The following is a 20,577-nucleotide window of genomic DNA, read 5'->3' as shown; positions in this document are numbered from 1 at the left end:
TTTATTGATTATTTATATCCGAGTTATTTTTTAGCAAATGTAATGAATATATCATATTGATCAGCTCCTTACTGGTCTTTTGTACCATGACGATATCATGCCGTAGCAATTTACGTTGGTACGTAGCCAATAGGTAGATCGGCAATCCCAGTGGGAAGAAAATACCGATAGCCAAGGCAAGTTTCCCGTTTATATGCTTGCTTAGCTTATTATTGTAACCTCCGATGACCGGGTAGTCCATCAATTTATTCAGGAGTAAATTCTGGTCGGAATTACTTAATTCCTCCACGATATTTTCCGTGTCCTGAGCTAACAGTTCCGCTGTGTTATCTTTTCCGCCTTGTTTCCAAAATGTCAGATAATTGATCCAACGTTTATGGTTTGCCAGATAAGTCGTGCTTTCTTCCACTAATTTCTCCAGTTGAGGAAGGGTTGCCTCATAATCGGGGGTGTATATGATAACCTCTTTCCGCTCCACTTTTCTCCCTTCACGCTTACCTATTAAGTTCTTCAAGGCATTCACGTAAGTGTCGGCATTCAAGATAACAGAATCTTTTACCGCTTTATAGGTTAGGAATATACCCATAGGTGTTAAGACCACGGAGCTAAGCCACATACCTTCCCATGCGTCCCAAACGCCGTCGCGTGCCATCTTGAAGCCCATATTATCTATAATATAATAGAAGATAAACAAGATTACCGAGATAACGACCGGTACGCCCAACCCACCTTTACGGATGATGGCTCCTAAGGGCGCTCCGATAAAGAAGAACATGATGCAAGCGAACGATACCGTGAATTTCTTATGCCATTCCGTCAAGTGGCGGCGTACCTTATAGGCCTCGTCGCCAACCGTGGCCGCACGGAAATAATAGTCGGTCTTGATATTCTCGATCGAGGATTTGGCCCGGCCTAATAAAGCCGCTTTACTACTCGGTGCCTGCGCTTGGTAAAGACTGTCGAAATCCAACTGGATGGTAGGAGTGATTACCGGCAATTTTTCCTGCTGCTCGTCTGGTTGCCCCTCGGCTTCACTCTCTTTTTTAGCTCGTAAGGACTTTAGTGTTTTTACGTATGAGGCATCGTAAATGCTTTTTGCGTTCACGTCCTTGATGCTATCCAAGCGTACGCCCATCGAATCGATAGAGGTTTGTAAATCCTTCAAGTTTTTTCCCATATATTGGTTCTGCATGAAAGATTCGTCGGTACGGTTGAAATTCGCGTCGAATTCAATCAAGATATCCTTGCTGCTGAATGATTCCCGTCGATAGGGGACGGCGGTTCTCGCTTGCGTCGTGTTGGCTTGGCTTTTACCTACGTTCTCGAAAGATTCTCCGTTAAATAAAGATAGGACAAGGAATAATTTATCGGCGGATGTCTTTAGCCGTCCGGAGTCCGCTACGATTACACGGGCGTTATTGAATCCTTCCGAATAATCATAGATCATCACGTCTTTTAATAAACCGTCCTTCGGGTCCTTTTTCTTCACATATACATTGAATCCGGGAATATCTTTGTAGAATGAACCTTCCGGAATATCCAATTCCGGTGATTTCTGGCGCATGGAATATAATAATGTATATAGCTTGACTTGGACAACGGGCATTACGTTGTTTTGGAAGAAAAAGGCTCCCACGCTCACAAATAGTAGCGTTACGATCAAAGGACGCATGATATGTATCAATGATACCCCGGCAGACTTCATGGCCAGTAATTCCAGACGTTCCCCTAAATTTCCAAAAGTCATTAATGAGGCTAATAGAATAGCCAAGGGAAGTGCCATCGGGACAAGAAACAAGGCCGCATACATAAACATCTCCGCTAATACAGGGATACCAAGGCCTTTTCCCACCATATCGTCGATGTATCGCCAAAGAAATTGCATCAACACAATAAACAGACAAATACCGAATGTCATAAGAAACAACGGCAGGAATGTCTGCAGCATAAATGTATATAATCGTTTTATTCTCAACATTGCCTAATCTGGTTGAAGTGGCAAAAGTAGTGTAAAAAACGATAACACCCCACAGATTTCTGTAAAACTACTCTAAATACCAAGCGTTCGCTTCAAATCTTCCACTTGCGAGTCCCATAAATTAATGGAATCTTTTTTCTCCCCGGGTTCGGAGAAATCCGTAATCTCAAGTGCCGTAGAACCTGTTAATTCGATTGTATGGATTATAAATTCGAAATAAGCGTTCTCATCTTCCTCGTCCACCCAGCGGTAACGGATAAAGTTCTCCGGCTTGGAGTCGATCACTGTTGCCTCTTGGGCCTCTTTACTCCATTTAAAGGTGTAGAGATTATCATTTATAATGACCTCGTCGGCGAACCAAGCGGAAAGTCCCAAAGCGGTGGTTAGGTGATTCCACAAGCTTCGTCGTGAAACTTTATCGAAAATGTATTCGATATGAAACTTCTCTTTCTTCATTGTTCTTATCCTTATATTTGCCGCAAGATACATAAAAGATTTGAAAACGACTAATTTTAATGATGAAAAAAGTAACTAATAACTAACTGATTAGGTGGAGGTCTTAAAAATTAAGCGAATTTTTTTATTGAAAATGTTGTGTAATTCAAAAATAACCCCTACTTTTGCACCGTCAATAAGAGAAATAGTGACAATGAAATGATGGCGAGATAGCTCAGCTGGTTAGAGCGCATGATTCATAATCATGAGGTCCCCGGTTCAATCCCGGGTCTCGCTACCTAGAAAAGGAGGTCGATTTTTCGATCTCCTTTTTTCTTTTGCTATCAGATGGTCTTTTGGGAGGATAAAAAAACCTGAACAATCTTTCTCGTAAACGATCTTGATTGTTCAGGCAAAATAATTATGTAACCTCGCGGTTATGTTAATTAGGTTTGCCTACATCATAATTTAAGGGTAATTATATATGTAAGCAGGGTCATAGGGTAAAATTTCGCAAATTGCTTTGCTTGATTTATAAATACAAAGATATGTATGTCTAAATGTTTTGAGTGATGGTATTTGTCTCAATAGGAGAATGTATTTCTATCATATAAATAACGCACGCCTCGGAAATCATCTGAAGCGTGCGTTTAGCATATAAAATTTAAATCTAGTTACCCTTGTTTATGTAGTGACCCTGCTGTGATTTTTATATGCTTATCCTAATGTCTGTTGCGAATATATTCATAATATTCATAGGTTGTATCTTTATTTGATCGGTATTTGTATCAGTTTAGTGTGTAAAACTATCAACAGATGGGGTGAGCCTTGTAATGAAGCGGGTTTCCGTTAATATTTAAATAAAGTTAAGACGGTGTTCGTGTCAATATCATGGGTATTCCTATCACTGAGAATGCGGTTTTTGAGAGAAAAACAGCGCACGCCCGAAATTCTCTAATCTCGTGACGTGCGCCAAAGCATATAAAAATTGAGGGTATCTTAATTCAGTGTTATATGTTGGATAACGGTTGCCCAGTCGGCAATTACAATATTAGCCGAAACTTCTCCAGAGTACTTGAAAGTGATCTCGGTGCGTTTTCCGGGGTTTGCAGCGAATAATTCTCCGTTTTTGTCTTTTTCGCTAGAAAAAATAAGATCACCGTCCTTGTAAAGCTCTATCGTTATATTTTGAGCCGGAAAAATGGCTTGGGCTTCTGTTGTCAAATTACCTTTTTCGTCAAAAGAAGCGGGGAAAGCGAATTCAACCTCTTCTCCAGTTGGGTTGCCATTGTAGTCCAATGAGCTTTTTGTATTTTTAATTCGATATTCAAAATTTCCGGCATTACTCCCTAGATACTTGATCAGTCCTTTCGTTGAAAGCTGGAAAATTGAAGTTTTGCGAATGATTTGTAATTCGTTTGATACGGTGGATTTTGTTGAAGAGTTCTTATGAAGCGTAACTTGTCCATAGAACAAATCGCTCGGAATATTAGCTATGCCGTTATTCTCTTTTAGACTGACTTGCAAATCGGATATAATATTGGCTTTGCTCATGTTTGAAATCTCTTCGTTTCCAGAATTGATTCCACTCCATGCGATCACGGTTATGTCATTACTGTTCGGGCAGTTAATGTCTATAGCCCGGCGAGATAAAATTGTAGATTTGTTTACATTAATCTGCTCGAAGAAATCGTTGTTTTGATCGAAGACAAATAATGTAGCTCCATTCACCTCTCCCTTGGTCGTAATGTCGTTACCATCTGAATTCATTGCTTTTAATACCACGGAGAATGGCACTTCGGCTTGTTCAATAACCTCACTCGTTGTTGCTACTACGTCATTTGAATCATCCGTGCAAGCGGAGAATGACAAAACTGTGAAAATAACAGAAACCGCAAATACGCAATTTGCGAAAAAATTACCCTTTTTCATGACCCTACTTTTTATATGCTTTACCCTTAATCTAAGTGACTTGGTTTTTTTTGACCGCCCCTCAACGGTCTTTCCTTATCACTACATCGCGAATGTATGTATAAAAATCATAGGTTGTATCTTTTATGATGGGTATTTTTATCAAAAAAGTGGGTAAAACTATCATTATACCTCTATGTCCCTTTATTGATGCATGTTTTGGATGATGCTTAAATAATGTTAATTAGTTTATTCCTATCAATTTGAGTGGTAAATATATCATCGCTGGTCCTTACCGATAGCCTTGCCTCTGTTGTGTGATAGGAATGCAGTTGTTGTTAACGTCTATTAAAACGCCAGTAAAAAACGTTCGTTTAAATCTTGCGTTTTTATCTTCAACTTTTTTGCAGCCTTACAAAGGTCAAAAATTTTATTTAAATTTCAGTTATTCAGTTGGATAAAAATAATAAAAAAAATAACATGATTATCAATGAGACTTCATAATTTATACACATAAAAACGCAAGATTTAAACGAACGTTTTTTACTGGCGTTTTATATAAATAACATCTTAATAATCAATGATATGAGATCAAAAGGTTTTAAAGCGAAATTTATGATGGCATTTTGGGGCTTGTTCGTTGAAGCTCATTATATTGCTGCGGCCAATGATACAATGGAGGGCTCTCAAGGAATTCTACCTTTTATCATTTTACTGATAGTGTCCATATGTGTAATAGCTTTTTTGAGTTATTATATGTATAGGTTGAAGAAAGAGTATATTGCCAAAGATGGTGAGCTTATGGCGAGAAACGATGAGCTTCTTCGGTCTGTCGATGCGTTAAGCGTAAAAAATCGGGAGATCCAACAAATGTTGGTCAATAAAATCCGTGAGACTGATAATTGGAATAGGGATAATGAGGTAGAACGGGAGGATTTGAAAAAGCGCCTTGAGGAAATGGAAAAGCTCCATAATTCGTTTTTTGTTGAAACGATTCATGAAATGCGTACTCCACTATCGCTTGTGCTTGGTTCGTTGAGTGAGTTGTTGCAACGTAAAAATGATATTGACTCTAGTGAAGCGACTCAATTATTGTCTGCTTACCGTAATACCTTGGCTCTTCAAGACCTTATCGAGCAATTGCGAAATACCCGTCATGGAGATGACGTGGCAAACCATCTTCGGATAGCTCGTTATGACATGATCAGTATAACAAAGCAGATTTGTGATTTATTCGTGGACTGGATAGCCATGAATAATGTGGAATTTCATATTAATACCCAAACCTCTGTTCTTTGGGTCTGGATAGATCGTCGGAAGATGGAGTTTGCCTTGCGTGTACTTTTATCTAATGCGTTAAAAAATACCTACCGCTTTGGAAAGATCTCGATCAATATTTCCGTGGTGCGCTCAAATGGCAAGGCTTATTGTTCTTTCTCTATCCAAGATGATGGGTTAGGAGAAAGCGAAAGTACCCGTTTGGGTTTGAAACAGATCGTGGATATGACAGAATCTTCCGGCGCTATTTTCGAAGGAATTTCATCGGAGGACGAGACGGGAACCCAATATACGATATTGATTCCTTTGGGGAGAAGCCATTATATGGAACGTGCCGTGGAATTCATCGAGCCGGATGGTGATCTGGTAAAGCTGAATGAGATGCAGAAGGAGGAGATCGCCGAGTTGATCCAAGTTGTTCCGAAAAAGAAAGAGACCGGGAAGAAAATGTTGGTGATTGATGACAGTGATCAGATCCGTTGGTTCCTGCGTCATGTTTTTGCCAGTGAGTATCATGTTTCGGAAGCTCATAATGGCCAGGAGGGTGTAGAGATCGCACGAGCTGAACGGCCGGATCTTATTTTATGTGACGTGATGATGCCCGTTAAAGATGGGCTTGCTACCTGTCGTGAAATCAAAGGCATCCCAGAATTAGCGCAAGTGCCAGTTGTCTTGCTAACCGCAAAGGTAGAGAGTGAGGATGTTATAGCTGGCATTGAATGTGGCGCCGATGATTATATAACCAAGCCATTCGATGTAGAGGTGCTACGAAGTAAGGTAAACAGTTTGTTGAAACGTAGGGATGAGATGAGACGTTTCTATACGTCGAGTCCTGTAGGTGCGCATCCCGAGGTAGAGAAAACGGTAAAGAAAGATGATTCCCCTTCCAATCTTTTTATGGATGCGGTTATCTCGACGATCGAGAAACATTTGGATGACCCTAGTTTTGAGGCGAAGATTTTGGCGGATTCTTTAAACATGAGTCTCCCTACATTATATAGAAAGATAAAACTCTACTCGGATAGTAGTATATTGGAGCTTACCCGTATGGTACGTTTGAAGAAAGCCGCCGAACTGATCAGTATGCAGCGATACTCTATCCAAGAGGTTTCGGAAATGGTCGGCTTCAACGATACCGCCACTTTCCGTAAGCGTTTTACGGAACAATACGGCGTCACTCCTTCACAGTATCTGCCGGGTAAGAATTAATCGTTTTGCCATTTCCCGAAAATCGCCGGGGAATGGCAAAATTTTTTAGTTGTTTTTTGATACGATATTTTTCAACCTCTTTTTGATAGCCTTACAACGGTGCTAATCAGCCCGGAAATATCCCGAATGAAAATTTATAGTTTTACCTCTTATTTATGAAAGTAACACCTATTTACTTTTTTTTATAGTCCAAATACCTTTGCGATGTCATCAACGAACAACAGATTGGTCATGGGGAAGATTTGAACAAAGAGTTCTTGTTATGTGACTGAAAATGTAAAAAGTGATTGAGAAAGAAAGGTTTATATAAAAGATTTATTAACTCATAAAATTATATGTATATGAAACTTAGAAATTTATTATTCGGGACAATGATCGCTTGCGCGTTCGCGGCGTGTTCAAATGAGGATGATCCTATCCCTAACGTGGATCCGACACCTACTCCAGAAACAGGCACTGCGGATCTTACGATTGTGGTAAAGAATTTGGCAAAGAATACACAGACAAAAGCTGCTGATGATTCTAATGCTAAAGAGGGCGAAACTGCGATTCACAATTTATTTGTGGCACTTTATAATGAGGATGGGACATTCTTGCAAGTTAGTGATATTACTGCTAATAAGGATGAAGAGCAAACTAGTTCAAACAATGAGATTCAGTTTAAGGGATTAAAGGCAGGTGCTTCTTATCGTGCGTTGGCTTTCGCTAATGTCCCCAAAGAGGCTCTTACTGCAACTGCTAACTCTTTTGATTTGACATCTGCTTACTATGTCTTAACCGGAGCAGAAGCGAATGGATTGCCTATGAGTAGTGGAATTAGTCCAGTATTCACTCTTGCTGAAGGTGAAAATTATTATGGTTACTCAAACGCTACAGGAGGAAACAGTATTGAATCTGGAAAACCTTTAGGATTAATTAGAAATGTGGCTCGTGCGGAATTGAGTGCTCTTTCTTTGGATATGACTCAAGTCAAGGTTAATAATATTCAAAAATACAAATCAGGAACAATTAAGTTTGTACCTAAAGATGTTTTTGTATTACATGGTCGTAAAAAAGCGAATGTGGCAGACCAAAGCATAAATAATGATCTGTGGTTCAATCTGCCAAATAGGGTTTGGGGTAATATTGCCGCTACTTATGAAATTGCTAATAGAGATGATTATTATTCCGGAACTAACGCTAGTAGCTCATTCGGTCGTTTTGCTGGAACTGTCGATGCGACTAATTATATAAAGGCATTGAGCACAGAAGAAACAACATATACTCAGAGTTGGAATGGTACTACTATTACCGGAAGTAAAGCAATTACTCTTGCTAACTCTTTATATTTTTATGTGTTGCCTAATGATCAGACAAAAGCGGCCAGAGAACAAGAAGATCCGGAAGAAGAAGGCCCGGCTTTCGTCTTGGATAAAACAACTTTGGCATCCGAATTGGTAATCAGTGGTGAAGTTTATATAAAAGCTATAATGAACGATAACACATCTTGGACATTCGGCGAAGAGAGTACTCCTGTATTGCGCTATTGGCCGATAAAGATTGGTATCGATGGATTAGATAGTGAAGACACATATTATGGTCAGGTACATAGAAACGTGGTTTATCAGATTTCTGCTACTATCGCAGGTAATGGTTATGCAGATCCGACTCTCCCTAAGGATGATCCTACAGCCGACTTGTTTGTAAAGACAATGGTTATGAATTGGGGTACAGCCACTCAAGCTCCTGTTATCGAATAATATCAATTCTCTAATAATAACCAAAAGGCATTCTCTATCAACAGGGAATGCCTTTTTTGTTATAAATATAATATGTCAATGCCCGTTGGCAAAGTTAGAAAGTTAAAAGATTTATGTTTAAGAAGTTGTTCTCTCCGGACACGCCCCAGATGCCATTCTATGGTAAATAATCCAAATCATCTACCATATCTACCATTATTTATGTAATCTTTTGATTGTAAATGATTTATCTTATGGTGGTAGATAGTGAACATCTACCACTACAAACTTCGATCTACCATCATTAGGTTACCGGAAAGATTAGCACGAACAATTACTACTAACGATAAATAATGTATAACATTCTGTATTTCAATAAATAATAGTTTTTGCATAGAAAAACAAAAGTTTTGCTATAGAGAAACTTTTGTTTCTTCAGTATGAAATAAAAGTTTCTTCAGTATGAAACCACTAACTTCACCTATTGAAACTCTTATTGGCTTTAATCCCTTTGTCTGTCTCTTATGAAATCTTCAAATACTAAATATACGAGTCCGCAAGCTTGAGAAGTGATTTTTTTGCGTTTCCCATTAAAACATGGTAGATGCAGAATGAAAATTGTAGATGTTATTCCATCTGCAACCACTATATAACATATTTATTTACAATAAGTATGAGGTTGAATTGTAGATATTGTAGATGTTCTCATGAAATAATATTCCGGTTCTTAGGTTCAAGACATATGGGATCGCCATCATAAGGAAAGGATAGTAAATTTTGTAGTCTCCGGATCAATTCATAACCAGAATTATATATGCAAAAAAGGCACTCCCGATAAAAGGAATGCCTTTTGGTTGTTATTCAGAGAATAGATATTATTCGACAACTGAAGATTGATTTGCGCTACCCCAATCAAGAACCTTTGTCTTAACAAACAATTCAACAAAGTCTGTTGGAGGAACAGTCGGATCATCATATCCTCTACCAGCTAAAGTCGCGTCAATACTGTAAATTATATTACGATGGATCTTTCCATCCTTTAAATACTCAGCCGTAGCTGCTGCCATTTCATTCGTCGCAGCAATTTTAATAGGCCAATATGCTGTTTTCTCCGCATAGTTGTATACTGCATTACTTCCGCTCTTTTTAGCATTTTCGAGCTTATAAGTACCTTTAACTACAATTTCAGTTGCAAGATCCTCTGGTTTGAAATTTTCAGCACCATTCATTTCACGAGCAGCCTTAACTTGGGGATTTTCGAACACATAGAATTTAGGGGCGATTGTGATAGTCGCAGACACACCATCTTCAGTTGCGATATTCTGTACCAATGCGGTGGCTGGTAAACTGGCCTTGTATCCTTCAATAATAGAACCTCTCATATTCGTAAACATAGCGTCATCATTCACGAAATCTCCTCTATAACCTGAAGCATAATCTGTAGCATTAGCAGCATAAGTTGTGGACACATTACCCCATACGGTATTGCTAACGACATTCCACCAGCTATTGCCATTACCCATATCTGCTGCATTGGACTTCGTCCGCCCATGCATGATGAATACACATTCTGGTACAATCGTCGCAATTCCTTCAACGTATACATCTTTTGCAGCTCTAGTCATGTCTAAGCTAAGTCCCGTAAAATCAATGCGCGCTACATTTCTTATCAAGTACAAGGGATCTGCTACAAGAATATGTTCACCTTCTCCCACTGTTTTAGTATATCCATAATAGTTTTTACCTGCTTGTAAAGTGAATGGATCAGACAAACCACTACTCATTGGTAAATAGTTTTCTGCGAATCCGGCAGCTGGCATCGTATATACAGGAGATACAAAGTTGTCAATTGTTGTACCAGCCAGTGAGATTTCAGGCATATTAGCAAATGCGATAGCACGTAATTGCGCACCTTCTGTCAGTCCGGCAAATTGAACCTCATCATTATCCGCAGCAGCATCCTCATTGGCAATATCAGAGGTTGAAGCGACAAGCGCTCCAGTTTCAGCATCATAAAGAGCAACTGTTAAGTTTGTAATTTTAGCTTCATTTTCAGTCTGTGTCCCCTCCGCTGCAGCTTTAGTCAAACTTCTAGCCACATTTTTCACAGAAATAGTCAGTGTTGCGTTATTTTCCCCTGTTTGCGGTTGATCCGGTCCTACGATAGGATCATCCTCGTTTGAACACGCCGCGAATGCGCAAGCGATCATTGTTCCGAATAATAAATTTCTAAGTTCTATTTGGGAATGGCTATAAGAGATTGTTTTTAGCATAATTATGCTTTTGTTATATGCAGGTAAGTAACAACTCAGTAGTATTATTATAATAATGTATGGGAGCGGATGGCATGATGAGAATTTATCGGAATAAGCTTGTTTTTCAACAGAAGAGTCTTTACCTTTATAAGATTATACGTGAATTATTAATCAACTAAAAACCATAAAACTATGGAACATTACGTGAACATCATGTTGGATGGCGGCTTCAAGGCTGTGTTTGGAGATAAGCAAGTGGCGATGGATTTGCCGTATGATCTCCCGTCAGGGCGAGACAGGTCGTGACTGGAAGTACGAGCTGCTTCCTGTGTATGGAATCTATCTGTTGAACTTCAGCTTGCCAGAGTTTCCGTTGTGGCGTACGGACGTGGTGCTAGCGAACGAGCTTACGGGTGAGACTTTTGGACGGATCAAGCTCAAACAGGTCTATATTTCATTCGAGCGGTTCGATTTGAGTTATGAGGAGTGCGAGACTCCGTTGGAAATAATACAAAGTCTCTGATCTGATAAGCCGGTTGCGGACTGAAACTATAGCGGATGACACGGATCTTGGGGAGAAGTATCTTTCTTGATCCGTGCCATCCGAATCTGAAGTAATATCCGTCTCATGCGTCTAACACCCCATTAAACCGGTCTATTGCCTGTCTTTTACTAGCATCGATGATTTTCGCATATACTTGTGTGGAGATGATGTTCTTGTGTCCTAGTAATTTACATACCGTATACAAGTCAATGCCAAGAGCTAGTGAAAGAGTGGCGAAAGTATGGCGGGCAAGGTGAAAGGTCACTTTCTTGTTCTTGATGCCGGCGGCTAAGGCCCAGCCTTTTAATACCTGACATATAATCGTGAGGCTAGGTAGATGGAATATCAAGCCGACCCTGTCATTGTCATTCTCCCTTGCGGGAAGGTATTTTATCGCTTCCTCGGACAATGGGAGATAAATAGCCTCTTTCGTCTTTCTTTGTATGATCTGTAAACGGAATTTATCATTTCCTTCTTTTTGCATATCTTCCCATCTAAGAGCGGTCAAGTCGCTGATCCGGAGTCCGCAGAAACAGCAGAACAGAAAAGCCTTTTTTACCTCTGGGCATGCGCAATCTGTCCGGATTAACCTCTTTAGTTCCTCTAGGGTCAAATAAGTACGCAGGCTGGTAGGTTTGTGGGGTTTTTCGTCTGTATCCAGCGAACCACAAGGATTCGAGAGGATCAGTCCTTTTTTGACCGCCTTATTGAGTGTGACATTCAGGAGCCGGTAATAACCGTGAATCGTGAAGTCGCTTTTGAGGTAGGGTTGTTTACGCAAGTGAGCGATGAAACCTTTCACGAAACCGGTATCTATGTCTTTAAGCAAGCATTGCGGCATATAGTCTCTAAGATGATTGGCCAGACTTCTTAATCGTAGGGAATAGGCTTTGTCGCCATGCGCGGATTTATCGGTGGACAATTCCGAGAGGAATTCTAAAAGTGTTTTTTTCCCGAGCCCGTTTATCATACGGACACCATAAATCTCGTTCTGAAGATCAATGATCCGTTGTGCCTTGATACTATTGGCCAAGCGCAAAGTGATCCGGTTCTTATCACGGTCTTCAGGGAAACGTTCCGGGGTGAGGTAGAGCTTGAGGAACTCATAATACCTCTTTCCTTTGTAATAGATGTCCAGATATATGGACTGGTTCGCGTTCGACAGTTTCTTGAACCGGAGCTTTACGGGCTCTTTCGCTTTCATCTCATTCTTTTTTCTTGCCATGATTTTGCTGAATTTAAGTGATTATGTAAGTTTTTCAGTATAGTATTTCCTAATTTCAAGGAAATATCAATATGTTTGTTTCCTGTAATTTAGGAAATAAATCCTATCTTTGTCCTATAAAAAAAGAAAATCATGAGGAAAGATGTCATCAAATCTCTTATTGCCATCAAGCAAAGCGAAATTCCGTTTGATGTGATTGAGCGAGACATAAAGTTACCGATCAACCGAAACAAGATCATTACGGTTCCGGGTGTGCGTCGTTGCGGTAAGTCCACATTAATGGAGATCGCTATCAATGGGCTTGTCCGTGAAGGGGTTTCCCCTAGAAATATATTATGGCTGGGGTTTGATGATGAGCGTTTGAAAAATATGTCATCCGATGATTTGGATGATGTGATAGTTTCATACATGGAGATGTTTCCGGATATACCCATAAAAGATGTGTATATGTTTTTCGACGAGATTCAATTGATTAAGGATTGGGAATACTTCGTCTTGCGTGTCTATAAATCTTATTGTAAGAACATTTATGTGTGCGGAAGCAATGCTACCATGCTGTCCACAGAGTTAAGTTCGGCTCTGCGCGGATATCCCTTGGAATACGAGACCTATCCGCTTTCGTTCAATGAATATTGCCGTTTCAAGGGAATCGCCACTAATAGCTATTTGGAACAGGACAGGGCAAGATTGAAGATGGCTTTCGAGGCATACAATCAGGCAAGCGCTTTTCCCGAAATCGTATTGACGTCATCCCGGTCGGAGCAGTTGAAACTGCTTCACGGCTATTTCGACACGATGATATTGAAGGACTTGGCCGAACATTACAAGATATCCAATACGGGTGTGGTACGGTATTTCGTCAAGCGTGTCATGGCCAATCTCACCAAGCCTACCTCCATCAATGCCATCTACAAGGACATCAAGTCCCAAGGGCTTAAAGTCAGTAAGGATGACCTGTATCTTTGGGCTGATTATGTTTGTAACATCTTCATGTTCGCACGAATCTCCAAATACGACCGTTCGCTGGTAAAGGAACAGAAATCGCTTGATAAATACTACTGTATAGATAACGGTATGCGTGGTGCCGTGCTTATGCCGCAGAGCAACGACAATGGGAAAAATCTGGAAAACACCGTGTTCATGCAACTGAACCGGATGCGGCTCCCTTCGGACAAGATTGCCTACTATCAAGGAAATTGTGAGTGCGATTTTGTGCTTCAACGGGAGGATAACGTGATACAACTCATACAGGTCACTTGGGATATGGTGGATGCGAGTACGAGAGAAAGGGAAATCAAAGGCTTGCTGGAAGCCGCCTCGGTGACCGGATGCGAGAATCTTATCATTGTCACGAAAGACGAGGAAAATACATTCAATAGAGAAGGCAAGGAGATCAAGGTGATCCCTGCATGGAAATGGGTCTTGCTTTTTTCTTGCCATGATTTTGCTGAATTTAAGTGATTATGTATATTTGTTACTAGGATGATCCGAGTACCACCCCGGTAGCATAAAATACACGGATTGAGCCTTTTTCTATAGGTGAAAGTTGCAAAAGGTAGGGAAACCTATCACTTTTATGAAATTGATACATTTGTCTCTTATTATAGAGAGTTCTGCCTATCAGCGCCACGATATATCCTTTCTATTTTTGTCACATATTAATGTGAGAACAAAAAATATTATACTATGAGATTCAAGAAATACATTCTTTTATCGTTGGTGCTATGCGGATTTGCCGCTTGTTCCGATGATAATGAAATAGAAATTCCAAAGGCTCCTGTCTTGGAGAAAGCTCAACTAGCTTTGGCTATCAAGAGTGAGGAGGGGGCGGTTACGAAGACCGGAGAAACTACTCCAACGGATGCGGACGTGAATACGCTAACGGTTGGGGTGTTTGGAGTTGATGGATGGAGTGTGATATATACAAAAGATGCTACTCCTAACCTTGATGGGACAAAGGATGTCGGTCCGCAAGACGTGTATGCGGGTGATGCTCAGGTCGTGGTTGTGGCGAACGCTGCCCCGGCTATCCAAGCTGAATTGGCAAAGGCAAAGGATATAACTGACTTTCTTGAAACAACAATCAATCTGGCCGACGAGACCTTGGAAAAAGGTTTGACGATGAGTAGTGGGGTGCTTGATGTGACATTAGTTGCGAATACGATTAACTATATAGGTTATGCTGATGAGAAGAGTGAGATAACTGTGAATGGAAAAACAGGCCAGGAAGTTCATGGTGGAGGCCCAGTTCCTTTGGTTCGTAATGTCGCTTCGATCGCTTTAGCTCGGGTAACGCATAGTAATCCCGATACTGCGAATTATATAAGTAAAAACTTCGTTTTAAAAGAAGTCTTTATCGCAAGCGCAAAAGGTGTTTCAAATGTGGCTTCTAAAGAAGAGTGGGGAGCGATAGAGAAAATAATTGATTTTACAGATCCGACTCTTGGATATTTAAAATATATGGTTGGTCGAGAGTTTTCAGGGAATATTGACGAAGGTTCTTACAAGAAAGGGACTCAGTCGTTAAGAGATATGTTAGTTCAAGAAAATACAACAAGTGATGAGGCTTTGAATCATGAATTTTATGTTTATGAGAATATAAAAGGTGAAGTTAATGCAGGTGAATCTAATGTTAATCCGGCTTATGCAAACCACACTCTATTGCTCGTAAAGGGTGATTATACTTATCTCCCGCAAGGTGCGAAAGAGTCTATTACGAAAGAGAATTGTTATTACGCGATTCCTGTTGGAGAAAAAGTGACGATTGGTGGTACGGAAGAGAAGAGTGGGTTTTACGTCCAACGTAACTACAAATACGCGATCACCTTGACCATCATCGGCCCCGGTTCCGAGATCCCATACGATCCGATGGTATCGGCGAACGTGAGCGCATCCGTGAAAGTGGAGCCATGGAACGTGAAGACTATCCATGAGGAAGTAGAATAAAGCAATATAGGGTAAAATAATTGATAAGAAAAAATTAGGATTATGAAACACATACTGTTTACAAAGAAATTGCTTCTCTCGGTTGTGGCTTTGTTCGCTATTATAGCGACTAGCTGCATCAAGGAGGATTTGGATCAGTGCTATACGCTCAAACTGAAGGTCGAGAATATCAAGGGAGATGATATAACGGAATACGGATGGATGGAATCTACCGATCTGTATATATTCGACGAGAATCTGAATTACTTGGAGAAACGTCGCTTGGATAAGAACTTTATCCGTTCCCGCAATGAGATCGTTTTGGATGGCTATACCGCCGATCGTAGTCTACGTATCGTGGCATGGGGCAACGTGAATGCCTTGGGTGAAAAGCAATCCGTATCGGAGGCCCAGACCATAGAGGACTTGAAAGTGATGTTGAAAAGCCAAGATGGTTTGGCGGTTACCCCGGACAGCCTTTATTATGGTAGCGAACAAGTGTTGACAAAAGCCGGAGGCGTAGCGAAGGAGACTGAGATCGTGATTCGTCCGAAAGTGGGTACGGTCACGATCGAGACCCGAGGGTTGCAAGAGCAACTCGGCAGGATGGGGTTGAGAAGTTCCGTGGATTGCGACTTCTACTTGAATAATACATTAAGTGGTTTTGATTACCGTGGCACGCAGATTGGCGATAGCGTATATTATAATCCGGAAGGTGCGTGGAACGAGTCCGGGGTTGAATGGATAACCCCTACTATGCAAACCGCTTGCCCGGGACAGGATATGGCTGTGTCGATAAGCGCCAATGGAGTCTCGTTAGGCTCGGCCAAGGTAGACGAGAACGGTGATCCTATTTATACGAGCGCGGGAGAGAATACCCATCTGATCCTTGAATGGGGTGAGGGCGGAACCTTATCCGTCCGGGCAACCGTTCGTCCTTGGGGAGTAGTGGAAGAAGATATTCCAATGCATTAAAGGGTACCTCATCATATATAATTAAGAAATACGATACGAACATGAAATTATTAGCGAACATATTTTTATCCGGTTTGGCGATTCTCGCTTGTGTGAGTTGTTCTAAAGATGAGGATCCGGTTCTTTCCTTAGAAGGCGCTAAGCTGTCCGTCGCTGTCAAGGCGTCCGGTACGGCTACGAAAGCCTATAATCCCAATGACGTGAATGAGTTGGAGGGTGAGGCTTATATCAATAATTTGGCAGTGGTAGTTTTTAATGAGACCGGCACGGAACTGCTCGGTTATAAATGGGAGGCTCTTTCCGGGGCGGAACATTCCGCCATAATAGCCGATGTGCCGACAACGAAGGCTGTCCGGGCACGGATCATTGTCTTGGCGAACGTGCCGAGAGATTTATTATCTACCGTTTCTACCTACGATGAGTTCCAGACTCGCTTGGTAGACCTCTCCTCGCAATCGCAAACGAACCTAACGATGAGTAGTCAAGTGATCGTTACAAAATCCGCTTTATCTGAGGAAAATAACTATTTAGGATATGAGGATCTTGGCGATCAAAATGTGGATGGCATCTCCGACCCGATCCTTTTGACCCGTGTAGCCGCACGTATTGATTTGGTGAATATATCCACTCGTTTTGCCGGAACGCCGTTCGCCGGACGTGAGGTGCGAATCGATGCGGTAGGTATCTACAATATGAAGACAAAGTCTTACTATTTCAGTGAGGCGGATTGGGGAGAGACAGAGGCTCCCGATGCCGTGCGAAATTCGGAAGATACCTCGTTCGAGGATCTGTTGGTAAATGATGGCGCTTCGATATCCAATACGCCATTCGTTCATTATGTAATGGAAAATATGAAAAGCGACGATCACACGATGATCGCCGTAAAAGCTACCTTACGGGGGAATTCCAGTTATCAGGACCATACGAAAATCTTCACGGCGGTGATCAATGCGGGTGGCTTGCAGAACGGCTATGATCATAATTTCATCCGTCGCAACTACGTTTACCGTCTCCGTATTTATTTTGACGGCGAAAGTTTCGACAATATTCCCGTAACGCCAGACCCGGGCCCAGGTCCGGATCCGGAACCCGAGGTAGATACCAACTTGAATATAGCCGTGCAGGTAGTAGGCTGGGGCCCGGTAATGCAGCATCCGGTAATAGACTAAGTAATGGAATCATAGGGAATGAAATTTAGTATAAACAAGAAAAAACAAAAGGATATGAAACTAAGACATTTATTATTAGCCTCCTTCGCCGCATGCACTTTTGCCTCCTGCTCGGACGATAGCTCGAATGGCATCGAGATACCGGAAGAGAACTATCAGATGATAGATGCGAACGTCTCTCTTACCGCTACGGCTTTGGATGGGATACAGACAAAAGGTGCAACGGAAGAGGGCGGTGATGCTGTGCTAGAATCTGGCAGTAATAACGAGCAATTTATTAATGAACTAACCGCCTATTTGTTCTATGTAGACAATGGGGGGAACGAGGATGCATATAAATTCGCCGCAATGAAGACGGTATCCTCTGCTGCTGATGGTCATTCCGTAAAGACTATTGAGGATATCGTTGTCAAGGTAAAAGCTACGGCGGCCGGCGAACTTTCTGATACGCAATTGGCGGTGGTCTTTTTAGCGAATACGAAACTTGCTACGCCTCCTTCTAATTTGGGGGATGTGAAAGCAGCCAAACTTGAAAGTCTTGTTGATTTTATGCAAGTGCATCCAGTGCCCAGTGGTACGCAAACGTATGTACCGATGTTTAGCCAGATAGTTACGATCGGTGGAGGTAGTTCTAAGCTTCTGGCAGGAACAACATATGATAATTGGGTGAAAGGATCTACAACCCCTTCTATTACATATACAAACAATGCGGTAGTAGGTGCAGCACATAAGGAGATTGAGAAAAAAAGTGAAGCGGAAGGATGGACTGAAAAAAATTCCTCTTATGATCCGGCAAATATTCCAGATGATGATAAAATCCCATTAACCCGCCATGTAGCCCGTGTCCAACTTCAAGCTATTGATTGCGACTTCAAGAACAATTATGCAGACGCGTCATTTGAGTTGACACATGTATATATCGCTAACGCTAGCAATACTTCCCTTATCTATGCTGACGCAACAAAACCGTATAGTTTGGATAATGCTACTGCTTATTCTCATGGTTGTAGCTATGAGCGAGATGACTATTTCTTAGTGAATGGTACTAAAAATATAGCTTCTTTAGCTTGGACAATGGATGCAGGGGTAGACATCAAAATGACGGGTCATAGTCATTCTTCTAATTTGAACGGCGATGGTTCCATAAATTATAATGGTAGCAGTTGGTTCTCTTTTGATGACCAAACGATTAGTGGTGATGGATATGGACGTAAAGAGATGCCTCAATTTTATGTGTTTGAAATGAAGGGGGATAAACCGATGCTTGCAGATGATCTGAATAAAGGTGCTTCTCCATCTGGAAATATACAGACCATGTTAATTCTTCGGGGCAATTGGTATCCAAATGGAAAAACGAATGGAAAAACGAATGGACAAAGTAATGATGTGGTTAAAAAAGATCGCTACTACCGTATACCAATTAAGCAAGATGCGACTAGTGGCATTATTGGTGTACAACGTAATACCATCTATAAGATATACGCTACGATAACCGGTGAAGGCTCTAAGGATCCCGACACAAGCGAGTTGAACGCTTGTATCAGTTTCAGTATTAAGGTCGAGCCTTGGACGGTCATCACGCAAACTGAGACAGACGTGAATTGATTAAACTCTTTCATAACGATTAATAGCGAGAACGGGGTTCGGAATTTCCGGACTCCGTTTTTTTTGTCCTATGATGAATGGATTTGCGCTCTGCATAGGTATCCCTATCTCCAAAGATAGCTTTAACCACACCCTCAAATGCCTATATTCAATATGCTAGTTTTACCCCTTAAAGTTGAAAGTTACGCCTATCGTGCCGAATAATGGATTCCTCTAATTTTGCTAGCGTAAAAACAAGAGAAAAATTCAATCCATTATGAAAATAAAGAATATACTAGCATTGTTATGCTTCCTTTGCATCGGAGTGTCCTGCTCCATGGAAGACGATATTTTGAATAACGTGGATATGGGAGGCGTTGGGACGAATATCGCAAACACCGAGGCCGTTTTTGCCTTCTCTCTTTCCGGCAATAGCTCTATGACCAAGGCTGGTGAAATAACGGAAAATCCCAATGATGTTACTTCTACGGAATCTTCTATCAGTAATTGTTTTGTAGCTATTATTAAAGATGACAATGTATTGTCTTCTTATTGGTACGCAACAAGCGATTTGCAGACGAGTAGCGAGTCCTTTACTACGGATATCAAGCGCCACATGATCGTGAAAGTGCCAAGTGATAAGCCGGCACTTACGGCTTATGCGGTGGCGAACCTGACACAGACGACTGCCGATAAGTTATTGGCTTGTACAACCATAGCGGGTATTCGAGATGTAGAGTTGGCAGAACCTAATTTTCTAGTAAAAGTAGGAGAACAACCCATTGGATCTTATAAAACAACTACTCAATTGGCTACTCACGATGACGTGAATTGTAACAAAATAACAATTCCCGTATCGCAGAGAGTTGCGGCGTTTGAACTGGCTTCCTTCAAGGTGGTAGACACGAGTAAAGAAAAGGTGGATGGTGAGTATCCGGTAGTACCGAATGTAGAGGTCGTTTCCGTACAGATGCTGAACATTAAGCTAAGCGCTAAAGTGGTAGGTGAGTATGGTAGCTCTTTTTCCGGAGTAGATGATAATATTCTGAAGCCAACCGATGTGAACCAGAGTGATCCGAAGAAAGACATTTACGGTACTTACGATAAGATCCGTTTTTATGGCTATGATAATACGGATGTGGATCGTCAGACTTCCATGAAAATAACCTATAAGGTCGATGGTGCGGTAATGGATCGTACCTATCCGATCAAGACAAAGCCGGGAGATGCGGTGAAGGTTGTTGGGGGGAATCTCTATAAGTTATCTGTGACAATAGGTAATGCCAGCGAGGATATTGATTTTGTAATTGAAGATTGGATACCGAATACCTTGAGTGTCGGTGATATTTTTGGAGAACCAGTTAAGTAAAC

14 protein-coding genes and 1 tRNA gene are annotated in these 20,577 nt (G+C 41.2%); 10 read left to right on the top strand and 5 right to left on the bottom strand.

Annotation, left to right across the window (positions count from 1 at the left end):
- Position 1: 1 nt before the first annotated feature.
- Both DW033_RS04405 and DW033_RS04400 read right to left on the bottom strand, forming a co-directional pair.
- The gene (locus tag DW033_RS04405; protein ID WP_048927139.1) at positions 2-1,948 is read right to left on the bottom strand and encodes an LptF/LptG family permease; all 1,947 of its coding nucleotides are present in this window, start codon (positions 1,946-1,948) and stop codon (positions 2-4) included.
- A 102-nt stretch (positions 1,949-2,050) separates the two neighbouring features.
- A complete protein-coding gene (locus tag DW033_RS04400) occupies positions 2,051-2,434 on the bottom strand; it encodes an START-like domain-containing protein (RefSeq protein WP_005859472.1) in 384 nt (127 codons plus the stop codon).
- A 203-nt stretch (positions 2,435-2,637) separates the two neighbouring features.
- Here DW033_RS04400 and DW033_RS04395 point away from each other — a divergent pair.
- Positions 2,638-2,711, top strand: a tRNA-Met gene (locus DW033_RS04395).
- A gap of 701 nt (positions 2,712-3,412) precedes the next feature.
- On the opposite strand, the gene DW033_RS04390 is transcribed toward DW033_RS04395, so the two are convergent.
- A complete protein-coding gene (locus DW033_RS04390; RefSeq protein ID WP_005867545.1) occupies positions 3,413-4,345 on the bottom strand; it encodes a FimB/Mfa2 family fimbrial subunit in 933 nt (310 codons plus the stop codon).
- A 564-nt stretch (positions 4,346-4,909) separates the two neighbouring features.
- Here DW033_RS04390 and DW033_RS04385 point away from each other — a divergent pair.
- Positions 4,910-6,811, top strand: a complete 1,902-nt coding sequence (locus DW033_RS04385) for a response regulator (protein ID WP_122297518.1) — start codon at positions 4,910-4,912, stop codon at positions 6,809-6,811.
- 341 nt (positions 6,812-7,152) lie between these two features.
- The gene (locus tag DW033_RS04380; protein ID WP_229103519.1) at positions 7,153-8,550 is read left to right on the top strand and encodes a fimbrial protein; all 1,398 of its coding nucleotides are present in this window, start codon (positions 7,153-7,155) and stop codon (positions 8,548-8,550) included.
- An 854-nt stretch (positions 8,551-9,404) separates the two neighbouring features.
- Here DW033_RS04380 and DW033_RS04375 read toward each other — a convergent pair.
- Positions 9,405-10,802: a fimbrial protein gene (locus tag DW033_RS04375; protein ID WP_229103520.1), complete on the bottom strand. Its 1,398-nt coding sequence runs from the start codon at positions 10,800-10,802 to the stop codon at positions 9,405-9,407.
- Between the two features lie 256 nt (positions 10,803-11,058).
- Here DW033_RS04375 and DW033_RS04370 point away from each other — a divergent pair, with 256 nt between their 5' ends.
- Positions 11,059-11,307 (top strand): Rpn family recombination-promoting nuclease/putative transposase, encoded by a 249-nt coding sequence (locus DW033_RS04370; protein WP_232282393.1) that lies wholly within the window; start codon positions 11,059-11,061, stop codon positions 11,305-11,307.
- Positions 11,308-11,410: 103 nt separating this feature from the next.
- On the opposite strand, the gene DW033_RS04365 is transcribed toward DW033_RS04370, so the two are convergent.
- A complete protein-coding gene (locus tag DW033_RS04365; RefSeq protein WP_122382483.1) occupies positions 11,411-12,553 on the bottom strand; it encodes a site-specific integrase in 1,143 nt (380 codons plus the stop codon).
- 132 nt (positions 12,554-12,685) lie between these two features.
- Here DW033_RS04365 and DW033_RS04360 point away from each other — a divergent pair, with 132 nt between their 5' ends.
- The 6 genes from DW033_RS04360 (at position 12,686) to DW033_RS04335 (ending at position 20,575) form a co-directional block, all read left to right on the top strand.
- A complete protein-coding gene (locus tag DW033_RS04360) occupies positions 12,686-14,014 on the top strand; it encodes an ATP-binding protein (protein WP_122297490.1) in 1,329 nt (442 codons plus the stop codon).
- Between the two features lie 225 nt (positions 14,015-14,239).
- Positions 14,240-15,499, top strand: coding sequence for a fimbrial protein (locus DW033_RS04355; RefSeq protein ID WP_048927147.1), 1,260 nt, complete (start codon positions 14,240-14,242; stop codon positions 15,497-15,499).
- 42 nt (positions 15,500-15,541) lie between these two features.
- The gene (locus DW033_RS04350; RefSeq protein ID WP_122382482.1) at positions 15,542-16,453 is read left to right on the top strand and encodes a FimB/Mfa2 family fimbrial subunit; all 912 of its coding nucleotides are present in this window, start codon (positions 15,542-15,544) and stop codon (positions 16,451-16,453) included.
- A 41-nt stretch (positions 16,454-16,494) separates the two neighbouring features.
- Entirely contained in the window at positions 16,495-17,622 is a 1,128-nt protein-coding gene (locus DW033_RS04345; RefSeq protein ID WP_122382481.1) for a fimbrial protein, read from the top strand.
- Positions 17,623-17,676: 54 nt separating this feature from the next.
- Positions 17,677-19,227 (top strand): fimbrial protein, encoded by a 1,551-nt coding sequence (locus DW033_RS04340; RefSeq protein ID WP_122382480.1) that lies wholly within the window; start codon positions 17,677-17,679, stop codon positions 19,225-19,227.
- Positions 19,228-19,483: 256 nt separating this feature from the next.
- On the top strand, positions 19,484-20,575 hold the full coding sequence (locus DW033_RS04335) for a hypothetical protein (RefSeq protein WP_005867565.1): 1,092 nt from the start codon (positions 19,484-19,486) through the stop codon (positions 20,573-20,575).
- Positions 20,576-20,577 lie beyond the last annotated feature (2 nt).

The sequence above is a fragment of the Parabacteroides sp. AF39-10AC genome, from assembly GCF_003635405.1.
In the GTDB taxonomy this organism is placed as follows: domain Bacteria; phylum Bacteroidota; class Bacteroidia; order Bacteroidales; family Tannerellaceae; genus Parabacteroides; species Parabacteroides distasonis.
Note: the sequence above shows the minus strand (reverse complement) of the source record. Positions and strands in the feature narration are given on the sequence as shown.